19 protein-coding genes and 1 pseudogene are annotated in these 22,694 nt (G+C 51.7%); 12 read left to right on the forward strand and 8 right to left on the reverse strand.

Translation table 11 applies throughout. The annotated features are described in order from the left end of the window. Positions 1-64: 64 nt before the first annotated feature. The 3 genes from AArc1_RS19230 to AArc1_RS00310 form a co-directional block, all read right to left on the reverse strand. Positions 65-1,237 carry a DsbA family oxidoreductase gene (locus tag AArc1_RS19230; RefSeq protein ID WP_228442292.1) on the reverse strand — a complete coding sequence of 391 codons (1,173 nt, stop codon included), beginning with the start codon at positions 1,235-1,237 and terminating at the stop codon, positions 65-67. Between the two features lie 3 nt (positions 1,238-1,240). After that, complete coding sequence (locus AArc1_RS19235; RefSeq protein WP_228442293.1) at positions 1,241-2,125, reverse strand: hypothetical protein; 885 nt, start codon at positions 2,123-2,125, stop codon at positions 1,241-1,243. A gap of 222 nt (positions 2,126-2,347) precedes the next feature. Beyond that, complete coding sequence (locus tag AArc1_RS00310) at positions 2,348-2,641, reverse strand: hypothetical protein (RefSeq protein ID WP_117362388.1); 294 nt, start codon at positions 2,639-2,641, stop codon at positions 2,348-2,350. A 131-nt stretch (positions 2,642-2,772) separates the two neighbouring features. On the opposite strand from AArc1_RS00310, the gene AArc1_RS00315 reads away from it, so the two are divergent. The 3 genes and pseudogenes from AArc1_RS00315 to AArc1_RS00325 form a co-directional block, all read left to right on the forward strand. Further along, complete coding sequence (locus tag AArc1_RS00315) at positions 2,773-2,973, forward strand: hypothetical protein (protein WP_133412308.1); 201 nt, start codon at positions 2,773-2,775, stop codon at positions 2,971-2,973. Positions 2,974-2,986: 13 nt separating this feature from the next. Beyond that, positions 2,987-3,700, forward strand: a complete 714-nt coding sequence (locus tag AArc1_RS00320) for a hypothetical protein (RefSeq protein WP_117362390.1) — start codon at positions 2,987-2,989, stop codon at positions 3,698-3,700. Positions 3,701-4,458: 758 nt separating this feature from the next. After that, positions 4,459-4,608 (forward strand): annotated as a pseudogene (locus tag AArc1_RS00325) (transposase); the annotation flags it as partial. Positions 4,609-5,752: 1,144 nt separating this feature from the next. Here the strand turns inward: AArc1_RS00325 and AArc1_RS00335 are convergent. Together AArc1_RS00335 and AArc1_RS00340 are read right to left on the reverse strand one after the other, a co-directional pair. Then, positions 5,753-7,051 (reverse strand): McrC family protein, encoded by a 1,299-nt coding sequence (locus AArc1_RS00335; protein WP_117362392.1) that lies wholly within the window; start codon positions 7,049-7,051, stop codon positions 5,753-5,755. 6 nt (positions 7,052-7,057) lie between these two features. Next, positions 7,058-10,363 (reverse strand): McrB family protein, encoded by a 3,306-nt coding sequence (locus tag AArc1_RS00340; RefSeq protein ID WP_117362393.1) that lies wholly within the window; start codon positions 10,361-10,363, stop codon positions 7,058-7,060. A 577-nt stretch (positions 10,364-10,940) separates the two neighbouring features. Between AArc1_RS00340 and AArc1_RS00345 the strand changes: the two genes are divergently transcribed. The 6 genes from AArc1_RS00345 (at position 10,941) to AArc1_RS00370 (ending at position 16,840) form a co-directional block, all read left to right on the forward strand. Continuing rightward, complete coding sequence (locus AArc1_RS00345; protein WP_154670840.1) at positions 10,941-11,438, forward strand: hypothetical protein; 498 nt, start codon at positions 10,941-10,943, stop codon at positions 11,436-11,438. A 244-nt stretch (positions 11,439-11,682) separates the two neighbouring features. Next, complete coding sequence (locus AArc1_RS19240; RefSeq protein ID WP_117362395.1) at positions 11,683-12,246, forward strand: hypothetical protein; 564 nt, start codon at positions 11,683-11,685, stop codon at positions 12,244-12,246. 89 nt (positions 12,247-12,335) lie between these two features. Next, positions 12,336-13,277: a transcription initiation factor IIB gene (locus AArc1_RS00355; RefSeq protein WP_117362396.1), complete on the forward strand. Its 942-nt coding sequence runs from the start codon at positions 12,336-12,338 to the stop codon at positions 13,275-13,277. A 134-nt stretch (positions 13,278-13,411) separates the two neighbouring features. After that, positions 13,412-14,266 (forward strand): biosurfactant protein 1, encoded by an 855-nt coding sequence (locus AArc1_RS00360; protein ID WP_117362397.1) that lies wholly within the window; start codon positions 13,412-13,414, stop codon positions 14,264-14,266. 143 nt (positions 14,267-14,409) lie between these two features. Continuing rightward, a complete protein-coding gene (locus AArc1_RS00365) occupies positions 14,410-15,918 on the forward strand; it encodes a hypothetical protein (RefSeq protein WP_117362398.1) in 1,509 nt (502 codons plus the stop codon). A 301-nt stretch (positions 15,919-16,219) separates the two neighbouring features. Continuing rightward, positions 16,220-16,840: a hypothetical protein gene (locus tag AArc1_RS00370; protein ID WP_186336577.1), complete on the forward strand. Its 621-nt coding sequence runs from the start codon at positions 16,220-16,222 to the stop codon at positions 16,838-16,840. Between the two features lie 263 nt (positions 16,841-17,103). On the opposite strand, the gene AArc1_RS00375 is transcribed toward AArc1_RS00370, so the two are convergent. After that, entirely contained in the window at positions 17,104-18,873 is a 1,770-nt protein-coding gene (locus tag AArc1_RS00375) for a transposase (RefSeq protein ID WP_117362399.1), read from the reverse strand. Between the two features lie 557 nt (positions 18,874-19,430). Between AArc1_RS00375 and AArc1_RS00380 the strand changes: the two genes are divergently transcribed. After that, the gene (locus tag AArc1_RS00380; protein ID WP_117362400.1) at positions 19,431-19,631 is read left to right on the forward strand and encodes a hypothetical protein; all 201 of its coding nucleotides are present in this window, start codon (positions 19,431-19,433) and stop codon (positions 19,629-19,631) included. Then, positions 19,628-19,939, forward strand: a complete 312-nt coding sequence (locus AArc1_RS00385) for a hypothetical protein (protein ID WP_117362401.1) — start codon at positions 19,628-19,630, stop codon at positions 19,937-19,939. Before AArc1_RS00380 ends, AArc1_RS00385 begins: the two co-directional genes overlap by 4 nt. Before the next feature lie 92 nt (positions 19,940-20,031). Here AArc1_RS00385 and AArc1_RS00390 read toward each other — a convergent pair whose 3' ends face one another. Both AArc1_RS00390 and AArc1_RS00395 read right to left on the reverse strand, forming a co-directional pair. Continuing rightward, the gene (locus AArc1_RS00390; protein ID WP_117362402.1) at positions 20,032-20,835 is read right to left on the reverse strand and encodes a DUF6036 family nucleotidyltransferase; all 804 of its coding nucleotides are present in this window, start codon (positions 20,833-20,835) and stop codon (positions 20,032-20,034) included. Next, the gene (locus tag AArc1_RS00395; RefSeq protein ID WP_117362403.1) at positions 20,832-21,758 is read right to left on the reverse strand and encodes an ArsR family transcriptional regulator; all 927 of its coding nucleotides are present in this window, start codon (positions 21,756-21,758) and stop codon (positions 20,832-20,834) included. The genes AArc1_RS00390 and AArc1_RS00395 overlap by 4 nt, the downstream gene beginning before the upstream one ends. 147 nt (positions 21,759-21,905) lie before the next feature. Here AArc1_RS00395 and AArc1_RS00400 point away from each other — a divergent pair, with 147 nt between their 5' ends. Next, positions 21,906-22,229 carry a hypothetical protein gene (locus AArc1_RS00400; protein WP_117362404.1) on the forward strand — a complete coding sequence of 108 codons (324 nt, stop codon included), beginning with the start codon at positions 21,906-21,908 and terminating at the stop codon, positions 22,227-22,229. The last annotated feature ends 465 nt before the right edge of the window (positions 22,230-22,694 follow it).

Below are 22,694 nucleotides of genomic sequence, written 5' to 3' on the forward strand. Positions count from 1 at the left end.
ATTGAAACCCCCTGGCAGATCACCATCGGAAAAACCGCTTCAGATTGCACAGAGAGTATTTGTCCTAAATACTCCAGAACTTCTCGCCGCCCACCTCGAACGACGAAACACCATCCATATCCTGGAGACGGTTCCGTGCTTCCTCACGCTTGATCCCGTAGACCTCCATGACCTCGGGAGTGGCCACAGGACCATGCTCCTCAACGAACCCCTGCAGTTCCTGAGGGTCCTGCTCCTCGATCCCTTGGAACGTGAACTGGGTCTTGAAATCCGAGTACCGGACACGGCCATTCTTCAGCACCGGCTTCCCCTGAATCTCCATGAACGTGAACGGAAGCTCGCCACGCTCACCGGATTCCAGTTCGGCTTCTTCCAGATCTTCCTCGAACTGTTCCGAGTCCAGGCCGAGATCTGACGCCAGGTCGATCAAGACCTCTCGGTCGTTGATGTCACGGCCAGCTGCAACACCACGCTGCCACAACGCCCGGATGTAATCCTCTCCACGCCGCTGCCTGTCTGCTGCCTCGAACGCTCTGTTGACCAGTTCCGTGGACTCCGGCGAGTCATCGTCCCAGAACGAAGGATCAACCGGCATACCCAGCTGCTGACCGACGTCAATCCACTTCTGCTTCTCCTGCACCGGATTGATCGCGCGGACAGGAGCCGGTTTGTAGAAGAGTTCGATCTCTTCACTGTAGCACTCCTCGACACGTTTCATCACCGGTTGGACACCCCATGACATCGCGCTCAACGCATCGACTTCCTGGACCACGACCACTGTCTCATCTTCCTCTTCCTCGTCGTCCTCGTCCTCATCCTCGTCGTCTTCGTCGTCGGTGTCCTCCTCTTCTTCCGTGTCTTCCTCTGTCTCAGGCTCGTCGACGTCGTCGTCTTCTAGCTCTAAATCCGGCTGTTCCTCTTCCTCGTCGTCCTCGTCTTTACCCTCTTCTTCCTCTGCTTCACCACTGTCGCCGGATTCGTTGCCTTCAGAAGGCTCTGTACCTGTACCTGCACCGGCACCCGACCCAGCAGCACCAGCACCAGCGGCACCGGCAACACCCGCAGCAGCTACTTTGCCACCACCCGAATCCTCGTCAGAGTTATCGCCTCCATCGTCACCAGTATAATCGTCTACACCGGTCTGAGTATGATCGTCAGTCGCTCCATCATCCTGCGAATCATCATCATCCGACGAATCGTAATCACCACCGCTGTATGAACCAAGGAATACGAACATCGTTCAGTTATCCTCCTTCCCGCCGAAGAACTCGTTTACCGGCCTCTGCTCCTGATCATCGTTCAACGAAAGCTTGGCCTCCCGGCTCTCCTGGAACTCCGGCCACGGATCCTGCGAAAGCCCGTCACCTTCTGTACAGGCACTTTTCCACTGCCGAAGCCCAGTAGCCCCACGGACACGCGGAGCAAAATCAAACAGGTCATCCTCCGCAAGCCGTCCGATCAGGAAAACATCCTCCATGTCTATGGCGGCGATACAGTCCCTGACGTGGCTGTGTAGCACATTGATCGCGTTCCCGGCGTCACCGCCCGTGTACTGGACAGCGTAAAACGCGAACTCCTGGTAATCGAATTCGTCGTATAATTCCCGATATTCCACGAAGTGCCCGTACTTCCAGCCCTTGTTTGTCGGGATCAACCGGACATCGAAGTCTTGCTCGATGATTTCTTTCTGAAGAGTCCGGACGTGGCCGGTGTACGCCTCGATAGCGTTGTCTTGGATCTCCTCGTCCATCCAGTTGTAGCTGTAGACCACGTCGGGAACGTAGATCGCTGGCTGAACCACTTCCAGCAAATTCACTACATCCTGGAAAGTACGCTCGTTCACGTCATCATCGTGCTCCGTACCGAGGATTACCGGGATATGCCACGGCTCGAGGACCTGGCTCAGGTCACCGTCTCGCTCAATGACCTCCTGGGCGTCGGAAAAATTGATTACCACGTACTCGACGTCCTGATTCCCGTCAAGCCAGTCCTCATACTCTGGATCCGGTAGTTCTACGCGGGGATGAACGCCTCTAACCGGTTTGTATATCCGGTGAGAAACTACCGCCTCATGAAGTGTTTGCTGCCCTCTGCCGATTTCTCGGGTATCTACGTTCGAACTCAAAGGTCGTGCTCTCCGTCTCCAGGTGTGTATTCGTGGGAGACATGTCAGGTTACGTGCCAACCCACCATAATACTATCGCCTCAAACCGGCGTCTAGGGCCGCCTAAACCCTAGAAACACGGGCTTCACAGATCAACAGAGTAATCCAGAACCATTGATATATAAACAACAGTTATGATCTGGACCTCAATAATAGTCAATCAGTTCACATCTGGGGTGTAGACTACTTACCGTACCAGGATTCGATATTCTGAACGGCATGGATATCGTGCTTGTAGTCCGCTCGGCCGCCATCAGGTTTGTAGACTGCAATTTCCTTATCCTCGGAATCCGGACGATACCACTTATCGTCGTGCTCAGAGAGAATCCGTTCAATCCTCTCCTCCCTCTGGCTACTGTAACAGTCCCTGCAGAGACCGTCCGTCGTATCCTGGCCTACACCGATATAAACCGAGGCAGTGTACGTCGAACCGCACTCATTGCACTCTCGCTCCTCCTCATACGTCTTACTGCCCATAGAAAAACGGTACAAGCTAACTAGACAAATCACTGTTCCTAAACCTGGGCCTGAAAGATACCTGGTTAGACCTATTCTGCCGTACCGTAGACCACCGACAGTTTATGTGCAATGCCTCGGGAGAATGGATCATGGACGACACAATCTACGCTCCCGGCCCCATCAAATGCCGAGAATGCGGGACAGAACTCGAAACCATCGAGAAAGGCTACCTGCAAAGCCAGAACTGCACCGGAGAAATCGAAGACGTCGAAGACTACCGGGCCAAGTACCCGGACGCACTTACCCGGACCACCGAAATGCGGGACAAAATCATCAACGCTATCAAATAGAAAACTTTGAGTAATGAGTCAGCCACCAGATCCAGAACGGTATCTTGAACTCTTCGACAAGCTGGACCTCGATAATATTGAAGACCGTCGAATCGGTGTTCATCTCCTCAGAAACTACTTCTCCACCGTACTAACCGACGTAGCAGAAGAAAAACTGGGGTCAATGACCTCTATCAATCAAGACTACTTAGACGAACAGTGGCGACAGGTAAGAGCCAAATTCGAGTCAATACCCGGTCAGATACCGGAAGAAATAGAGATACTTCCCTTCCCGCTCATCCAAGCCCGGAACCCTGTAACCCACAACGACCGGTACGACCCACGACAAGAAATCAGCGATCTCCAGGAAATACGGGATCAAGCCCCTGAATGGAGAAGAGAAGTTGAAGAAATGGCGGAAGCCTATTTCCACGCCTGGGAAAACAAGAGTCCAAAAGAATCTCTGATCAACCTTGCAGAGCAAAATCTGCAGCAGGTGCTTTCCTCTGAGCCACGTTTTGACAAGTTCGCCAACGAGTATTCGATAGCTCATGAAGCGGCGAAAGAAGGAAAGGAAAAACTGCAAACGAACGTCGACCCGGACCGGGAACGAATCGAGAAAGAACTGGTCGAAGTAGTCGAGATAGCTCAAAGCCTGGTAAGAACCATCGAGAACTTAGAGCAGGATGAAATCGGATACGAAGACTACCTTGCAAACGACGTCCGCGATAGAATGCTAGGCCGTTAAACCCTGGAAGACAATCCCGCTAAAAATCTGAAAAACAGATTTCAAAGTGACGTAGACAACACGTCCCACCGCCAATATCAGTCCAGCCAACAGTACTTCTCCCTGACCTCGTTACTCATAGCAGGATCAGATCGTCGCCGGTATCAGAATCATCCTTCTCCACGATTACTAATTCAGATCTTTCGTCATCTACCTGTTCTTGGCCCTCCACACAATTCTCAGAAGAAGAGACAAACTCGTCAAGGGACTTGTGACAATGAGAATCTCTATTCAACTCGACCACCTCTCACCGAGACTCATCTGACCTCTCGCCGGATCACGATACTGTCGAGGGTCCTCCATAATATCGTGCTCACTCCAAATGTGCCGGGCAAAATTCATTCCGCCCTTGATCTCTTCACTACACTTCGTACAGATATACAGCTCGTCACCCATGCAGTACTTCGAGATACAGGTCGTTCCGTCAACCTCCGGGACTCTCTTCGGGGAATTACCTCTACACTAGTACAGCTGCTCCACTCATCATTCAACGCTTGGTCTATCCATTTTTCCTGGACACTACTAACAAGATTAGAGTAGATGCAACGCAGCCATTCACCGGTCTCCAGGACCTGACAAATCCTGATAACCACACCGTTCTCCTAGACCAGGTGCTTATCGGGAAGCTCACCGAATCCCTGAAGGCGAATACGAAGACCAAGGTTATGCTCCCGCTGGAATCGGAAAGGGCGGGGTGGTGTCCGACACCTGTACTTCTCTATGGCCAGAGAGCCCTGTCTGAGACCGTCTTCTCCGTGATCAAGCGCACGCTCGGCGACGCCGTGCGTGCGCGATCCTGGTATCGTGAGTTCCGTGAAATCGTCCTGTTGTGTGTCGTCTATAACATCAAGCGTGCCATCGAACAGTGAAATCAACCGCAGTATGGCGATTCACCACGGCCATTTCGAGAGATCTCACATCACTATTTGGGCAACCCGGTACTCGTGTTCGCGTTGTGTTCTGTGCGCCTGAACAAGGGTGCAGGCGCATCAGAGTAGGTGCCTGCGTGAAAACCCAATGAAACAGCGATCGACACATACTCCCGAACATCGAAAGACGGCGTGTTTGAATCCGGTCTGTGAAAACCCAACGTCAACAGTGTACTGCTCGCCGGCATGCGCCATTTCGCACCAGGATCAGGTCCGATCCGAGCTCGAGGAGGCGCAGTCATGATTCTCGAGGTCCAACAGACTCGAGGACACCACGTTGTACTCGGTGCCGACGAAGAGTTCTGCGAGACAGTCGTCTCGGCCTGTGAGCTTCGAGGAGAGTGGTTCGAGACACACGGTGACAAGGAGATCGGAAATCGGCTGGACGCGATCGCGACGATCTGGATGGTTGGACGTCGACATAGGCGTGTCCACACTCGAGTTGCGTGGCTGGCTTTCGCTGCTGACGCCTGTGAGTGGTACGCTCAATCGCTACAAAGAACTCGAGAGTATGAACTTGGTTGGCGGGCCAAAGACGCCTGTCGACAGCTCAAGAGTTTGCTTCGAGAGCATCGACAAATTAACGCTCGCAACTACGAACTCAGAGCGAGAAGGTAGTGTCACTGTCTCAAAGCGCTAACAGCGGCAATACTGGAAACAATGGTGTCCTGATGAGATCCGAGTTACCCCACATGGGAATAATCATCAGATTTTGTGGGGTAACTTTAACAATCAAGTATCCGGTTTCCCAACCACGGTACGAGCAGCCAGTGATGGATGACCAAGTCTGGGAGTTGCTCCAGACAGCTGCTAACAGCAACCGAATCATACCCTTTGTGCAAGGTTAATGGTCCGTGCGAGACTACACTACGCGAGAGGATGCAACACGAGCTCTCATCTTTGACTTCGCGTTCTATACAGATTACCGATTTAGCCAGGTAAAGTGTCTGTTTCGTATGACTGGGATGCGGAATGTGTTCGTCAAAATGGAGATAGATGGCATCGTCGAAGAAGCATATGAAGTGCAAAATGGACGAAGCTACCCACCTTCAGATAGAACAGCACAGAGTTCGTAACAAGGGGATTAGCGTCTGTGCTCGAATAAAATTTCGCTGGCAGTTTCGATAAGTCGATCACGGTATCCGTAGTATGACTTGGCGTCAGTAGCAGTTGGAAGTTCAACGGACTGAAGCGACCAATCATTCATCCCATCGTGAACTCGTGACGGCTCCTTGCGGCCACCTTGCTGAGGGTATACGAGAATGCCTGGCGCTTTCTCTGATAAAATATAGGATGTGATTTGATATACATCCCCAGACTGTAAGCTTCCAGTTTTCCATTTCGCGTCTCCGACAAGGAAAACGGAACCCGAGGAATCACTTACCACGAAATCCGGTTTCATAGTGACCGCATGCGGCCCACTAATGATGTTTCGAATATTGGCTTGACCTTCGACCGTCCATTCGCTGGAAATATCCCTCGCAGCCTCGCGGAACGCGCGTTCAGCTGCTTTCTCGAAGATACTGTTCATATTGATAAAGAGCCCAAACGATTGTCGGTCACCAAATGAGAGATCCTCGAAAAACCGCCGTGAAAGGACGAGTCGAGTAAGCTCTAGGAGATCCTCGTAATATGCGTTGAGTCGCGTAATTTCAATTGTGTTCATCTCCTCAAGAGAAACGTGAGCTGGCGAGACGAACTGTCGAAGTTTCTTTTCTTGGTAAGACAGCTTCGAGGAAAGATGTTCGTCTTCAACCAGAGAGGTAACAATCTGTGTCGCCCGGTGGATTGCGCGGTTGAGTACCGTATCTGACGAGAATGCGTCATACTCGACAGCAAAATCCGTCGGAACCGTGGTTGGTCGCTGGATTTGCCGCTGGACATCGAGTCGGCCTCGAACTTCCTGTTCAAGTGTTTGCACTCGTTTGTAATCGCGCCGAATGCCCTGCCTCAGCACCTCATTGAGTTCAGCATGGAATAGTGCCCCAAACGCGTCGATAAACGTCTCAGAAGGTTTGAGTCCAGTCGTCTGTTCGATTGTACTGGCAGGAACCTCAAACGCGTACTGCAGCAAGTACAGCAAATTGCTGACGGTCTCTTTGGGCGTTACCTCAACCGTGGTACCACTGGGGAGCGTCATTACTCCAACGTAGCTGGAGGAACGGATTGAGGCAGTGCCATCCGCAGTGTAGGTCACCGACAGTGGCCGTGATTTCTCACTGAGTGATTCGAGAAAATCTCGGTCTGGTTCAGAGAGCAGGAACGGCTCCGTTTCGTCGTGCTCTGCGAGTGTGATGGGGTCTTCTGGTGGCACCGTTTTACCTGATGATGACTCTGAGACGGCCGCTCCTGAGACTGTTACAACTGCATTGTCGTCAATCATCAATATTTACTCCATGCTGGTGAACTCTACTGACAGTGGTGCCCTGTCGTCAGTACTGATACCCGCAATCTCACACAGCGCACTGTACAGCGTTTCAGAGTCGAAGGCTAAGATCTGATTTGCCTCCCAGTCGATAAGCTGATCACCACCGTTCTGGAATAGATCGCTCTGAAGCCTGTTGAATTGACCAAAGTAGTATTCTTCAAGCTGTGGCAGTATTTCGAATCGCCACATATCGACTACGTCCTGGGATGTTTCGAGTCCCAAGAGGAAAGTATGACCAATTTGTTTCCTCTTGCCGAGATGCTGGAGTGTAATGATCCGCTCATTGAGCTCTTTGAGAGCAAGAATAGACGCTGCAACGAGTTGATCTCGTTGATTTCCACCATTTTGCAGAAGATCATCCAGCTCATCGACATTCGCCAGCGCTGGATAACTATTGGTGGCGATCTCAAGTTCTGGTGGGAACGGGAGGAAGCGAAAGCGTCGGCGTAAAGCGGTATCGACCAAGGCAATGGATTCATCAGCAGTGTTCATCGTCCCGATAATATAGAGGTTGGGCGGGATAACAAAATCCTCGCCTGAGTGGGCGAGCTTGGCCACAATCTCATTTTCTTGATTTAGTCGTTTGTCTGCTTCCAATAGGGTGATCGACTCTCCGAAAATCTGTGCTAAATTCCCTCTGTTGATCTCATCGATAATGAGAAAAAATGGCGGTGCATCGTTGTTCTGGCCGCTATTGTTGTATGCATCCGTAGCATCTCGCACGATCTCTGCAAACGTTCCTTTCTCGTACGCGTACTCAACTTGTTGATTTTCAACTGATGCGGTAAAGCCTTCGACGAAGTCCTCGTAGGAAAAAGACGGGTGAAACGTTACTGTTCGAATCTGGTCAACACCTAATGCGTTAGCATCCTTCTTCGCTCGAAGCCACTCCGCGAATCGTCGAGCTGTGTAGGTCTTTCCAGTACCAGGTGGGCCATAGAAGACAACCTGCTTCTTCGATTCAAGTAGCCGTTCAATATCTTTGTTTTGATGCTGCTCTACTGGAGATGTTTCATGAAGCTCTGTGAAGCGCTGTCGAACAGTGTCATAGAGGTCTCGAGCACCTTGCTGATCGGTTGGCTTTTCAATCGTACCTACGTGCGACATCCTTTTTCGGTTAAGAAGATCAGCAACTTTCGAGATGCTCACAGCAGACTCCTGTGGGAGAGTGTAAACCCAGTCAACTGGAAGATGGTATTCAGGGGTCTGAAGTCCCTTAATCGGGTCAATAGAGGGATCATTCTTATCGATCGGCTCACCATCTGTTTCGTCGATCACGACACCAACCCCGACGACCCCCGTACCGGCGAGGTACGCAAAGAGGATGTCACCCTTGTTAGGACGGGTTAGATCCTTGCCCCACTCATCTCCACCATATGCTGCAGCCACTCCTCGTTGAAATGCTTGTGATCCGTCTGTGTCCTCGTTCTCGTAGTTTGTATTCCAGAGATAGTAGACTGGTTCCAAGTCGTCGTCACTTTCTCCTGGTTCTTCGCCATTCTGGTCCACAGGATATAGCTTTGATACAGTGATTTCCTCGAGAAAAGCATCGACGCTTCCGTAATCATTGTTTGCTATTAGATTCTCTTTTACCCGGTCTGGGTAAATCCGACTAAATCCATCATATGGGAACCCATCATATTCCATCAACTCCCAGAAATACTCGCCATCGAGTTCGATCTCATAGACCTCATCAAGATAGATGAGATATCGGTATCGCTCAGAATAATCCCATCCAACAACATCACAAAATTCTCGTGCTCGATCTTCTGAGAGTTGTTCGGAGCCACCGACAGTAGCCCCGATGAAATACTCCTCGGTATCTCGGTCTCCAAAGAGTAGAAGATCACCAGGTTCTTCCGATTCACTTTCTTCGCCAGATGCCCAGACACGGATTGTCTCTCGGTCATATTCAGTCTCTACAAGATCCTCGATATCCGTAACGGAAACATTCTGCGTAACTGTTTGCTCAAAATTATCTCGCATAGAATGCGTGTCAGAGAGCGGAATTTGGAAGATCTGTGGAGGATTATGTGGTTCAAACCCATGTGCACGGAAATACTCCGCAAGCTCAGACGAGGTATCAGCTAACACCTCAGCGAGAGGATCCGGACATGCAGTAAAGTATGTCCCTTGGACGATGTTTTGATTCTTGTCGTAAAATAAGCCAGAATGCTCGTCATAGATTCTCTGTAGCTCTTCTTCATACGACTCGTTGTCAAGGAGATCGTCGTAAACGGCTGGAGGATTGTCAAGGTCTCGAAAATTGGTTAATCGCCTGAGATACCCACCTCGTTCACGTTGATCCTCCTCCCACCGCTGTTCAACTGCTTCTGGAAAGTCATAGTCTGTGATGAGTTCTGAATCGATAATTGAGACACCAGTAATCTCTTTTTTGTCCTTCAATAGGTGAACAACAATATCTCCGATTTCAGCGTCACGAAGGGTCGAATAGAAATCTCTTCCACCACTTGCCCGTTGCGGAGACATAATTGCCTTGCCCAGAGAAAGTTCACCTGCACCAGGCTTTTTATATTCACCATGAATCGCTGTCTTTTCGATCCACACAGCTGGCGTAGCATCAAGCTCAAGTGTATAAAAGAACCAGTCAACATCACGAAGATTTCCATCGTCACCGCCTAAATCATATTCGTCTCTAAACTCTCTGAATTTCTCGGCTTCTTTCGTATATTCGGATAGCTGAGAGCTCACCGGGTAATCAAGGAGCGCTTCCATTCCGTTGCGAGATGCACTGTTGATAATAGGATACTTCGCTGGATGAAGAAAGAACAAAATCGGGGACAAAACACCAGCCTGTATTCCTTTGATATTCAACGCAGCAAACTCATCGATAGCAACGTCAAGTTCGTGTTGATCGTCAGAGTTGACAAGAACATCTAACAGCTGATACGCATCTGACTCGTATTCCGCTGGAATCGAAATTTGGGCTTGCCCTCCACCAACAATACCCACATCAGGAATTTCTGATTTGATGTCCTCTTTAACGTGTTCTGGAAGATCCAGTCCCTCAACTCTACTTCGTTTTTTAGAAAGTGTGGCTTTTGATGAGATCTGACATAACCGAAATAGAGTAGACATCTCATCTGTTCCAACTTGGTCATCGTAGTACTCTACTATACTTTCTGCCAGTCCACGGACAGCTGCAGCAATTTCGTTTGTTGTTTCTATCTTCTCTTCCCAATCCTCATTTCGCTTATATTCATTTACCCTACTTTGAATCTGACCTTCTGTTAACTCGAGACCCATCGTATAGTTGGGAATGACAAGCCAGAAGTATATACCTTGATGCCAGAAGCTCTTGCTAGGCCAAGAAGATCGTTTGCAGCATTCAGATGAGGTTATTTTCCTAAGAGACGCCTAATTATATCTGGGTTCTGTATACCAATGTTGCCCCGTATTATCTACTAATACAAACCTCAAACCTAACTAAAACCGCATCAGACCCCCGAAATAGTAGTTCTGGGGGTTTTTGACATTGGGATGTGTCTATGCACAGGATTTATGTAGATCGCACACCAACACCTATCAACGCTGACAAAGGTCAGCCTGATTGAGGAAGACAACATCGGAGAACTCGACCCACGATCTGGTTGATGGCCTACCGTGGGTCGAAGGTGCAGCCCCAAATCACCCCTGCGTCGACCACCCGGATTGGGGGTCTGAGAAGGGATTGAGGGGCTTGTCAAGGTCTTAGGTGTACCTAGACAAGTAATTTTCCCTTCTCTTCAGGTGGCGGCAGGCTCGACAAATGAGCTCTACACCAGATTCCGACGATCGCAACGTTCGGTGGGTCGAACTGACTCACCAGAGACAGCAGCTGCTGATGGCCATTGCCGCAGTTAATGGTCACAGTGACTTCGAACGCCCCGAGCTTCGAGACGAGATCAAGGCCTCTTCCCACGTCGAGGAAGTCGTTGACGACAAGGCCCGAGTGCTGAAATCGCTCAACAGCACATCCCTGCTCAATCGTCTTGTGGAAGTTGGATTCCTAAGCAAGACGTTCCAAGGCGGATCCAGCCCCATCGTGCTCTTCTTAGAGTACGATGAGAACCGAGACGACCACGAGGTCGCACCCTTCGGTGATCTGAGCAGGTTCCACGATCTTGTCTTCCAAATTCTCGACCTGTACGGGCTCTCTGAGGCCGCACTGGGCGATGTCGACATGACTGACTTCAATGCGGTCATCAGAGCGGTGAACCAGGCGGTCGGAAAGACCGTGCTCGTCATTGTCTCCGAACCGAGTACCTATCGGTTTGCAGATGACAATGCCTACGAGACGGTCGCAGAGAAGGTCGAAGAAGCGCGCGAAGACGAGCAATAGAACATCACACCGGTCTACGAATTTTTTGGTGACGACCAGCCTCGTGGCGATTACTATTCTGGATTGAAAATTTGTTCTGTCCAGGGAGTGAATGCTATTCCGTTGTCCATAGCGTGATGTGGCCAGTACGGTGTAACAGTTCAATCGTCATCTCTGCATTTCGGAAGTGGGTACCGCTATAAGAACCGTGCAGCATTTTTGCGCCTGAATGGCTGAGGCGCACATCCAACAGCCTCAGTCATCAATGAGTATAGATCACTCCACCCAGAGCGAGCCGCATCAAGAACATCAATCGAATCACCAGTCAACGAGCAACCGGGATCGAAGTTATCCAGGTGGCGTGGCTCGCCTGAACGGCCACGAACTCGTAGCAATCGACGAGTGGCTTCCCGGCACTGAGCCATCACCGTACGAGATCGACCTTACAGAGGGCTACGAATACCGTACCCGCTACTGGCGCTGCAGGAAGTGTAGGCAAGAACGTAACCGTCGAGACGAATTCACCAGTCTTTGTGATGACCCACAGCCACCGACTGCACTCGAGGCCGGCGGATACTCGATCGACGAGCCACGGACCCGCCGCGCGCTTACCGAAAACATGGATGTCCGATTCGGCCAACAAGGACCTGTCTACGATGTTCTCAGTCAGAGTGGCAGCACCTACGTGGTCGACGTCGAGAAAGAGACGTGCGCCTGTCCTGATTTCGAACAGCGCCAACCAGATGGTGGCTGCAAGCATCTCCGACGTGTCGACCTCGAGATTCGGACTGGACTCGTCCCAGCTCCAGACGGGACTTTCATTCGATAGCTGAAACGACTGGAATACTCGCTCGAGACGGTTTATGGCCCCGAAAAGGGTGACGGGGTGAAAAAAAACAGTTGCCTCGTCGGAGCAAGATGGCTACAAACGAGATATGCAGCAGTCACTTTACTCGAGAGACAGCGCAAACAACGCGATCGACGACGTTGTGCCCTGAGTGCAGTGGAGATGTCATCACAGCGAACCACGAAACACGCTGTCGAGAGTGTGGCTTGATCGTCGATGAAGACCACCTCGATTACGGACCCGAGTGGTTCGACTCACCTGAGAGCTCGAGCCGGCGCCGAACAGGCACTCCGCTCACAGCAGGCCGACACGACCGTGGGCTGTCGACGGAGATTGGATGGAAGAAAGATGGGCAAGGGAACGCACTCCCCGGACGAAAACGTAGTCAACTCAACCGCCTTCGGAGGGAGCATCGCCGCAGTCAGTGGCGAACAAAGCGTGAACGAAATCTTGGATACAGTCTCAGCGAAGTCCGTCGGATCGTAAGTGCCCTCGAGTTTCCAGACTCACTGTGCGAACAGGCGTGTCTGCTCTTTCGGCGTGCTCAAGGAGAGGACCTCTGTCAGGGACGGTCACTCGAGGGAGTTGCAGCAGCGAGCGTCTACGCAGTGTGTCGGTGCAACGGACTCGGACGAACCCTCGAGGAGATCAGTCAGCTGGCGACGTGCTCACGGTCAGACCTCGAGTGTGCGTACTCGGCGATGAACACCGAACTCGAACTTCCTACAACGATTCCACGGCCGCAGAATTTCCTCCCGCAACTCGCAGCCACGCTCGAGGTTCCAGATGAGATTCGACACCGAGCACATGAGTTAGCAACGCTCGCAGAAGATGCTGGTATCACAAGTGGACGTCGTCCTCGAGGCTTCGCTGCAACCTGTCTATACCGAGCCAGCCACGAGTTCGGCTACGAGCTCTCACAACAAGAGGTTGCGGACAGTGCAAACACGTCGACGACGACGATTCGAGCACATCGTGACTGCTTGCGCGAGGTCCTCGAGGAACAGGAGTAGTTACCCCATACAGTTCAACTGGAAAGTGTCGTGGGGTAACTCGTACTGAAAGCTGGACAATCGCCTCAGAAATCCGTTGATCGATCCCGACCTCGATTTTAAATAGGAGGACGCGGCCTACGAAGAGTACGACAATGGATCAAAGAGAACATGATCGCCATGAACTTCGGCCGCTTGGAGAGGCATTTCGTGGTGTAGATCCCGTCCTTGAAGAAAAACAAGACCGCAATCTTCGTGCCAGGCGGATGAGGTATGGAAGCAGAGAAACCGAAGAGCGCGAATCGGAGTCAGACTGTCGCTCATGTGGTGCATCAATTCCATCGGACCAGACCAAATGCCAGTTCTGTCTGAGCAAGCATATCGATCCAATCGATGAAGACGCGTCACGATCTGCTGAGACACTCTTGAGCGTGGTTTTCATCGTCACAGACGCACGGTCATACTACGAGGCTGTGGCGAAAGGAACAGCCGCCTGCCGCCAACTCGTCACTGACGAGGGGCCAATCGATGGGTATCAACTCGTGTACGACATCAACGATCCAGCACCACAGCTCGTCGATCCCTGGTCCTCACTGCCCTCAGCGGCTACACTCGATTCCGAACCCGGACAACAGCTACTTGAGCAACTCGCCAACGTTGGCGATGAGGAGTCCATCAGATGGTCAATGGTCCATGGCAAGCCACCACTGCTCTACGACGAGTGGGGGCAATCGATCAACGACCTCGAGGATGTGCTTCAACTCGACGAGAAAGCCCACCGTTGGTTGGTACCGGCACTTGCACTTCACGAACAACTGCAATCGCAAGACGCTACGCAAGAAGAACCGTGTATCCCAACAAAGAAACGACTCTTCTGTCATCAGTGCGACCAAGAGACGGTTCATGGGTTCGATAGCCGCGAGTCCGTGCCTGATCCATCTAAACCCAGGACACCGATTTGGAATTGTAGTCGGTGCGAAACACCGCAGTATGGCCCCGATCCAGAGTGAAGTCTTTATTGAAAATATTATATTTTGATGTTTTCCGGAGTCGTACTGAACTCATCAGATCACACTTGAATCTCAATAGAAAAAGGAGAAAATTCTATAGTTGGGAAAGTCTTTTGTGCATGTAATTGATCTTACATCGGTAAATGGGAGAGGTCCAAATAGACAGACGAGACCTTCTCAAAGCCGGATCTTCTCTGAGCATCGTAACACTTGCGGGCTGCTCCGGGCAAGATACAAATCGCGAAGACAACGACTACCCCCCAGGGAATGAATCCGAAGATGCGGAAAACAACGTAGAAGAATCAAACGAAGAACCGTCCAAACCAGAACCGCTGGCGGCAGAAGACTACACGCTTTCCGAGGAATATACCGTTGATGAATGGCACGGCACATTAGAATTGACCGAGGAACAGCCCCACTGGACTACAGAGATCGTACCTCCCGAACCAAAAGATAACAGTATTCGATACGGTGAATGCCACATTCTTGAATGCGAAATCGACACTTCCGATTCAATCCTTTCCGACGACAAGGAAGCGAATCTTGCTCTGATCCCAGAAAATAGCAGAAGCGAATTTGAAGACTCACTCGAGCTCGAAAATTGCTGGGAGCCGCTTGGTATCGAGTTGAACTGTACAACAAATCCTGAGCAGTACGATAGAGATGGAGTGTCTGGAGACGTTGTAGAGATCGAGCCTGGAGACACCAAGTACGCACGTTATCTTCTCCCGAATAGAGATTTCTTACTGTCTATCGACGGTAGCAACGCTGTGGGCGGGAAATATGTGAGTACGGATCCGGATCGAAGCGTCTCCAAGATGGATATCAAGACAAAAGTCCGAGTATTGGATCACTCGTTTGAAACCGCTCAGTCAGAAACTGTTCAAGCCTTCCAAGGCTGGTTTTCAGAACAACCGGACTCGCCTGAACAGACGATGAGTGATGCTCAAAAGTTTGCTCAGGAAGTTTGTGATTCGACCGGTGCCAATGAAATCAGTAGCGAGCCGGTGGAGGAGTTAGAAGACGATATTGATCAGGTGGAAAAATACGGAGAATTCATCGAAGGGGTTCTTCAACTTGCCAATAACCGCTATCAGACAGGTTTCCCAGTCGATATTGTAGACCGGTTCAATAGACTGGTGAAGTGGGGTTCTACGATGGTTCCGATTGTTGCTTCAGCAGCTGCGGTCGCAGAGAATGCGTGTGACCTGGCTCATGCTGATCTTGATAGTAGCGAGGAGGAATCCGCTGAGAAAGTGGAGGCGTTCTTGTCCAGTGTTGCGGGTTTAGCGGTCCAGGTTATATTCTTGAAATGGGGTGTTGTCCGGCAGGTGTCTCGTGCAGTGATCAGACCTGCAGAAACCTTTGTACTCGGGTATATGCGTGAAATAGCCGGGCTAAGGTTGTTTGCATATTTGGTGAAGAACATAGTTGTCAAAATCGATCAGGGGATTGTCCAAGCTGTCCGTGAATTTGCTCAACGGATTATTACAGAGGTAGGCGAGTTCATCACGGAAAGTGATCTTGGCGTGTTGGATGGACTATCTGAAGATGATGATAGCTGGGAGGATATGGCGTTTATAGAAAAGGAGGATTGTACTTGTGAAGATCTGAGGTCTACTAATGTCTGCATGAAGGAAATTTCTGTCTAGATCTGTTACTACTTGCCAGGATACTCGTTATTTAAGCCTTGTTCGAATCGTCAACTGGTGATAGGTTTCAGCAGGGCTGCTGATTACAGGGCGCGAATCGATTTCAGACGAAGATCGTGATTAGGGCTACTCGAATCGGCAGAGACGGAAAATGCCTGTCGAATTTTACTTTCAGTCCGAGGCCACCATCTTTGACTGTCCCTGTTGAATACGATACTAGGAACAGTACTCACCAGCAGGTATCGAACTGCCGAAGCAGTATCACAAGACCTATCCGCACCATAGCGGGAATACCCTAATCATGACTCCTCCCACACCCGGCGCGAACAACCCATATAGTGAGGAGGAACCCTTTGCAGACGCGCTTCTACGCGGTATTGAGCTTGCAATAGAGGACGTGTTCGACGATCCCGGTCGAAACATCACGCGAACGGAGCAAGAGAAGCTGTGCTACTTCGCGATTAAGGAGTTTGACCTCCCTATTACCTATAGTTGGTACCTTGCTGGCGCCTACACGAAGGTTGCCGGCGAGCCTGACAACGCCCCAGGCCGGATGACCACCAACACGGCTGGGATTCGACGCGATCACGGGGAAAGCGAGGAAGTGCAACAGTATCGGGACTACTTCGCGTCCGAGGTTTTCTTCAACGATTACGACATACGGGAAGTTTGGTATACCGGGAAATTCGACTTCCTTCGCGACTTCTATCAGGAATGCGCTCCCGACGAGTACATCGACCTGTATCTCACGTCGACGGATATCCGAAAGCACCTCGAAACCTTGGATGAGACGATTGAGCAGGAAACAACGAATCATTCGCTGGCGGATTTCGGCGGAGGCTCACAGGGAGGACTGCTGTCTGAATCGGACGAACGAGGATGTACTCGGTGCCTCGGGGTTACTACGGATTTCGGAACCTGAGAGTGTTAGCGCTGCTAGCAGCGATTGAGTTTCTGTAGACGGTGCAAGGGCAACGAAATCCTAACGTATTATTCATGCATATTCGACCGAATAGAAATCAATCACGGTACTGAACTGATACTCTGAGGGCGCAGGAGAAAGGGGTGTTCCGGCAGGAGCACCCCGACCCGGATGACATGCTCATCTCCGGCAGTGATCACACACTTAAGCCAAATGCGTCGCTCTCCATCCGCTATATCGACAAAAACCAATCCTTTCCCGGTTTATCCCGCCGATTGCTTCCGCTGGGCCTCCGATTCGAGGAATCGTGAGGCCCGCTTGAGATTTGTCCCGATAGCTTTCGCTATCGACGCGTTTTTCACCTTGATCGTCCCGGTGAACCGTGTTTTCTCCCCGTCCTGGTGATACACCTCATTGACCAACGACTCAGCCCCAGCGCGTAAGTTCAGAAACTCCTTCTCTGCCGGATCGTCCAACCGCTTGCGTCGGTGGGCGAGAGCTAATTTTCGCTCGTAGAAGCCGTAACTGTAGAACTCCTCTTTCTCCTTGACGAAACAGGTCTCCTTGTGTGGACAGCCTTCACAGAACTCTTTGTCCATTCGTCCTGAGATACGACCACTCTCGGACATGTATCGCTGCTCGAATGGTTCGTGTCCGGCAGGACAGGCAACCATTCGATGCTCATCCCACTCTGCTTCTGCTAGCGACAACTTCTCGGCAGGCGGGGGCTGCCCCGTTAGTCCTGTGAAGTGCTGCGTGATCCCGTGATCACCGCAGCACGCCTCCACTTCTTTGTGCATGTAGCCGCCGTCGACGAGGAGATCAGTTAACCCGGTCTCTTCTGGCAATTCTGGGACGTCTTCGGCTAACAGGTCGCCATCGGCTGTATTGTTCGTGTCAACGCGAATCGTCGTGATCAGGCGAAACGGGTTTTCCGCATCACAGGTCTCGGCGACGTTCGCTTTATACCCGCAGTACGACTCACCGCCCTTCCGGCGGTGAGTCGCGTCCACGTCATGCGGGTTTTGTATCGAACCGCTACTGATCTCCTCAGGTTTTTTCAGCCCAATGCGATCGTGCTCGGGACCGTCCTCGTCGGGCTGAGCTGGCTCATCGGTCGCCTGCTCGTGGCTTGGCTCACCGTCGCTGGATGTGAACGTTCTGAGTGGTTCCCATCCCGGTGACGGCGAGTCACCGGGATGGTCGTCATCCTCGTCTTCATCGTGCTCACGGTGATCATCTTCGAGATCAGGAATGCGGTAGCACTGTTCGTCGAGGACTTGCTGGAGATGAGCAAAGCTCTCCAGTTCAGCGTAGTTTTCCTCCGCTTCGAACGCGTCGATTAACCAGACAGCGTGCTCGATGAGCGTTTCCATGGTCGACCCAACCTCACCTGGGTCCAGTTCATAGGACAGTTCCAGGTTCTCCGTGTCGGCGAATTCGTCTAGACCAGCCGGAAGTTCCTGGACGATCTCGTCAGGGAGATCGTCCAGGAAGTTGTGAACGACTTTAGCGATGAGGTCGATTCGAGAGAGTTGCTTGACGTTAGCCTCGATAAACGTTGAATCCATCCGCTGGGTGCTGGCGTCAATCTCGAACTCGTCTTGGATGTAACTTCGGTGATCCTGGAAAACCTCGTGCAACAGGTCTCGACCGGTTTCTTCCTCGTACTCCATCAACCGTCGGCGGAAATTCGTGAACGTCTTCGCACAGATATTGTCGCCGAGTGTTTCTTTACCCAGGGCGTTTCGGACGCGAAAATCGAACAGATAGGCATGTTCGAGCTGCTTATCGGACAGTCCAAGCAGGTGCTTGATAATCTCCAGCGAAACCAACTCGTTGACTGGCTTGTTCGGACGGCTATACCCGCCATGGTATAGCCGTCCGAACGTTCTCTCATCTATCTGAGTGAAGACGTGTTCGTAAAAATGGGTAGACCAGTGATTTCGCAATTTCTTCTTCGGTCCAGTAGGAAGGTCTTTGACGGGCGAAAAGAGCTTCTCCTGCTGATGTTCGTAGTTTTCCCTAAACACATTTTCACCCAGTTTAGCAACTAATCGAGCTGAAGTAACGTATAGCTATCGCATATAATCTCGGTAAGTTTTTCAGTGCCTACCTGTGACCAATGAATCGTCAAAAGGGACTCCTTTTTACTGCGCCCTCATACTCTGGATGCAGCACGTAACTCCTGTCAAATTCTAAGGGTCCTAGCAGAGCCTGCGTGAAGTATATTCAAATCAGACTCGACGATCCAGAGATTCACAGTGAGTTGTGACTTTCTAAGGTCAACAAACTCGTTCTCGTTGGTTTATCTGCCCCTGAAAGACTGCGGGGGCTCACGAGAGCTCTCACGGTGAATTATGGAAATAATCGAAAAACCAACGGAGTTGACAAACACAGTGGCGTTTCTTCACCGAGGTGTCGCCAGATGAGCAGAGGCGGTGAGTGTCGAGTACCAACCTGCTCAGTACCTGCTCGCGATCGATCGGGATACGCCGGCCGCTTCTGTTCGAACAGGTGCGAGGTTCGGTACGACCACCTCCAAGCAGATGCGCGGGATGCCGCACGCTGAACGGGAGGAAGGTCACTGATGCTCGAACAGCGCGATCACCGCGGTAAGCGGTTCACGATTGGTCACGAAGATGCTACCGACGAGATAGCCATCGAACGTTGTCAGCGAGCAGAGGCACTCGAACGACAGGCCCAGCACGAACTCTGTGAACTCGAACGTGCAAAAGCAGTTGCCGGTCCAGCTGGGAAACACCCCGAGGTTGAGGTACTCGAGCGATGACACCGAACGAACAAAATCAAGATCCACACGATGTCCCTGGATTCGATAGAGCACTTGGCATCGATGACCCAGTTCCTGACGCTGAGTATGGGGATCAAGAATACCATCCAGAACAAGATGTCACAGATGCTGACCGAGGTCCCGTCGACAACCTTCACGAAGCGCTCCTCGATGTCCGGAATGATCTCCAACAACTCGATGAACACCTTCCAGAGCCGCTGTCGCTTACAGATTCGATCAGGGAAGTAAACGCTACTGCAGAGGCTTACGCACGGCTTGGATCCGACTATCACGATGATCTTAGTTGATCCGTAGGTGTTGTTCGACCCCCTAAGAGAGATGTGGGGCGAGACAGCACGAGCATCGCCTCGTAAGGTAGTTGAACGATGGTTATCTAGTGCTATTCCGTCGGGCGGACCGTTTCGTCATCATGTACGATCCGATCGAACTCCGCAAGATATGCAACCCGGTCTCGGACCTCAGCGACGTCTAGGTCCAGATCGGCAGCTAGTTCGTCGACGGTCATCGGAACGTCAAGCGCCTGGAGCACTTCGAGCCCACGGTAGTACCGCGTCGTTAGCTCCTGGACGCGGTCCTCGATTGGCGTGGTCACTCCGTACTGCTCCTCGAGGTCAACCAAGGCCTCGTTCACGAAGGTGGCGAATTGGTCGTCGCCGAGCCGGTCGATCTGCGCTTCGAGTTCACCTCGGACGACGTCGTAGTCGAGACCAGTCTGCACGAGCATATTCATGTCTTCAATGTCGTCGTCCCGCCCTGCGACCGACTTGAACAGGAAGATATCCTCGTTCCTGACTAGGCGGACGGTCAGTTGATCCGTCGCGAGGAACGACTTGCTGCGTTCCCGCATTCCCTCAGTCAGCACGAGCTTGTTCGCGACCTGCTGATTGAAGATGTCGAGGCGGCACCTGTCAGCGTTCTCGACGCAGCTGGTCGCGCCCAGCGCCCGGTAATCGGCGTCCAGCGATTGTACCTCCGCATACCCGAGGCCCATTAGGACAGCCCACAGCTGGCCGTACGCGTCACTGTCAGCGACGACCAGATCGATATCCTTTGTCGCGCCCTTAAGATCGTGTAGCGACATCGCGCCCCCACCAATCAGATAGACCGTGAGCGGGTCAGATAATCCATCTGCGATTCGTTGGAACTCGTTCTCGATGTACTCGCGTCCGAACGTTGGTCTCATTGGGGTAGGTCCACCTCATAGTCAGCAGCTAGCTTCTGGAACTCGTCCCACTCGGGGAGGCGGTCGCTGTCGACTGCTCCCTGCGTCTCGAGATATCGGAGCAGGGTGTCGATTTCGTCATCGAGGCCGTATTTCGCGGCTTGCTCTCGGAGGTCGCTCTTGTCGATGTCGACGTGGCTGAGCAACAGGAGACAGTACGAGTGGTGACGGGACCCATCGTCGATCAGCAACGTGTGACAGCAGAGCTCCGCCGGCGAGACGTCCTCTAGGTCCTCAGAGTAGAGGTAGTATCGGTGGTGGGTCAGCAGAAACTGGAGATCGAAGGCCGCGAACCGCGCAAGCCCGGTCTCGTGGAAGTTCTCTGCCTCGATCTCTATCTCGGTCTGGGAAAGAAATTCGTCGTAGTCCCTCCAGAGAATCGTCCCGTTCGGCGCAACCGATTCGAGACGCTGTCGATGCAGATGGTGCACAAGTTCGCGAGCAAACTTGTGCAGTCGGTCGAAGTCACCGTTGAAATGGTAGCGGCTGTCATCAGTGCCGACGAGGCCACGGTCGCGCAGCTGTTTGAGAATCCGGTTGACGGTGTTGCGATAGTTGCCGCTCCGTTCGGCGACGTCAGTAACGGTCCGTGGCTGGTCGAGGTAATACAGTACCTCGAGGGCTTTTCCCGTCAGTAACTCGGAAAAGTCGATATGAGAGTGCTGGCGGACGAGATCCTGGTATATTTCAACAGCCCGGGAATCTGAGGGTGTGACACATTTACGGCGGCCGTCACGTTCCGTATAGACCAGCCTCTTCTCGACGAGATCTCCGACAGCACGGGAGAGGTAACTCTCGCTGTGGTCGAGCTTCGTCGCGAGCTCCGAGATCGTATCACCACGTTCGACGGTAGCGAGGACCTCGAGTTCGATTCGTCGCAGCACGTTGTAACACAGTACGAATTTTATATTTAAACAAGTTTCGAGTAGTGTTACACCAGAGGGAGGATTGAAGGAGAACGGTCAAACACAGTCTTAACCAACAATACTATGTCAGCAACGTTTTTGTTGGTTAACACGGATTGAGTTGCCATGTCCTACGAGCCACCGACACCCCCACAGGAACTTCCCGCCGACGTCGTCGATACACTTGACCACTACTCGCCTGAACTCCTTCGGCACGTCGCCAGGTACACTAAGGATCTTGCGGAATACCGCGAGCGAGAGGCACGACTAGCGGAAAACGAAGGGGACAACCAGATCGAGGAGGAACCAGAGGACCTTCCAGATGACGTCCCGTCGAAGGCCACGATCACAGTGAAGGAGATTAACGACAACCGCTACTACTATTGGCAGTGGCGGGATGGAGAAAAGATACGCTCAAAATACAAAGGCCCAGTTGATCCGGAAAAATAGTCCTCGTTGAGGTCGGTTGGTCGGGGAGACATCGATTTACTGGAAACAGTGGTGTGGAAGTTGGGAATACTGATTTCATTTGTTCGTTGATCTCGGTTAGAACAGCGTTCTACTCGCGAAGCGTAATTAACCAACACAAGGCGGAAACCCGTCCACTTGTTGGTTAATCGGTGTAGGTCGTCTGACGAGAGTCAGACACCACCATTTCCACTAATACGCTCACACAATGAACTGATGATCGTGTCTTATCCACTCCCCCCCCACTGTTTCCAGTAAAGCTAGTAGCAAGGGTCTCCTGAGCTGTGGTGTTATTTTGTTTCACTAGAATCAAACCCAACAGTAAATCCCTCTAGCTCTCCTACGGACTAACTCGGATGGTAAGGATATAAACTTTTCCCTGATTCAGAGTTCTCTCTCACTATCCGACCCTCTTTCGTAGTACTTTACTGGAAATAGTGGGGAGGG

It is taken from the genome of Natrarchaeobaculum sulfurireducens, from assembly GCF_003430825.1.
Classification (GTDB): domain Archaea; phylum Halobacteriota; class Halobacteria; order Halobacteriales; family Natrialbaceae; genus Natrarchaeobaculum; species Natrarchaeobaculum sulfurireducens.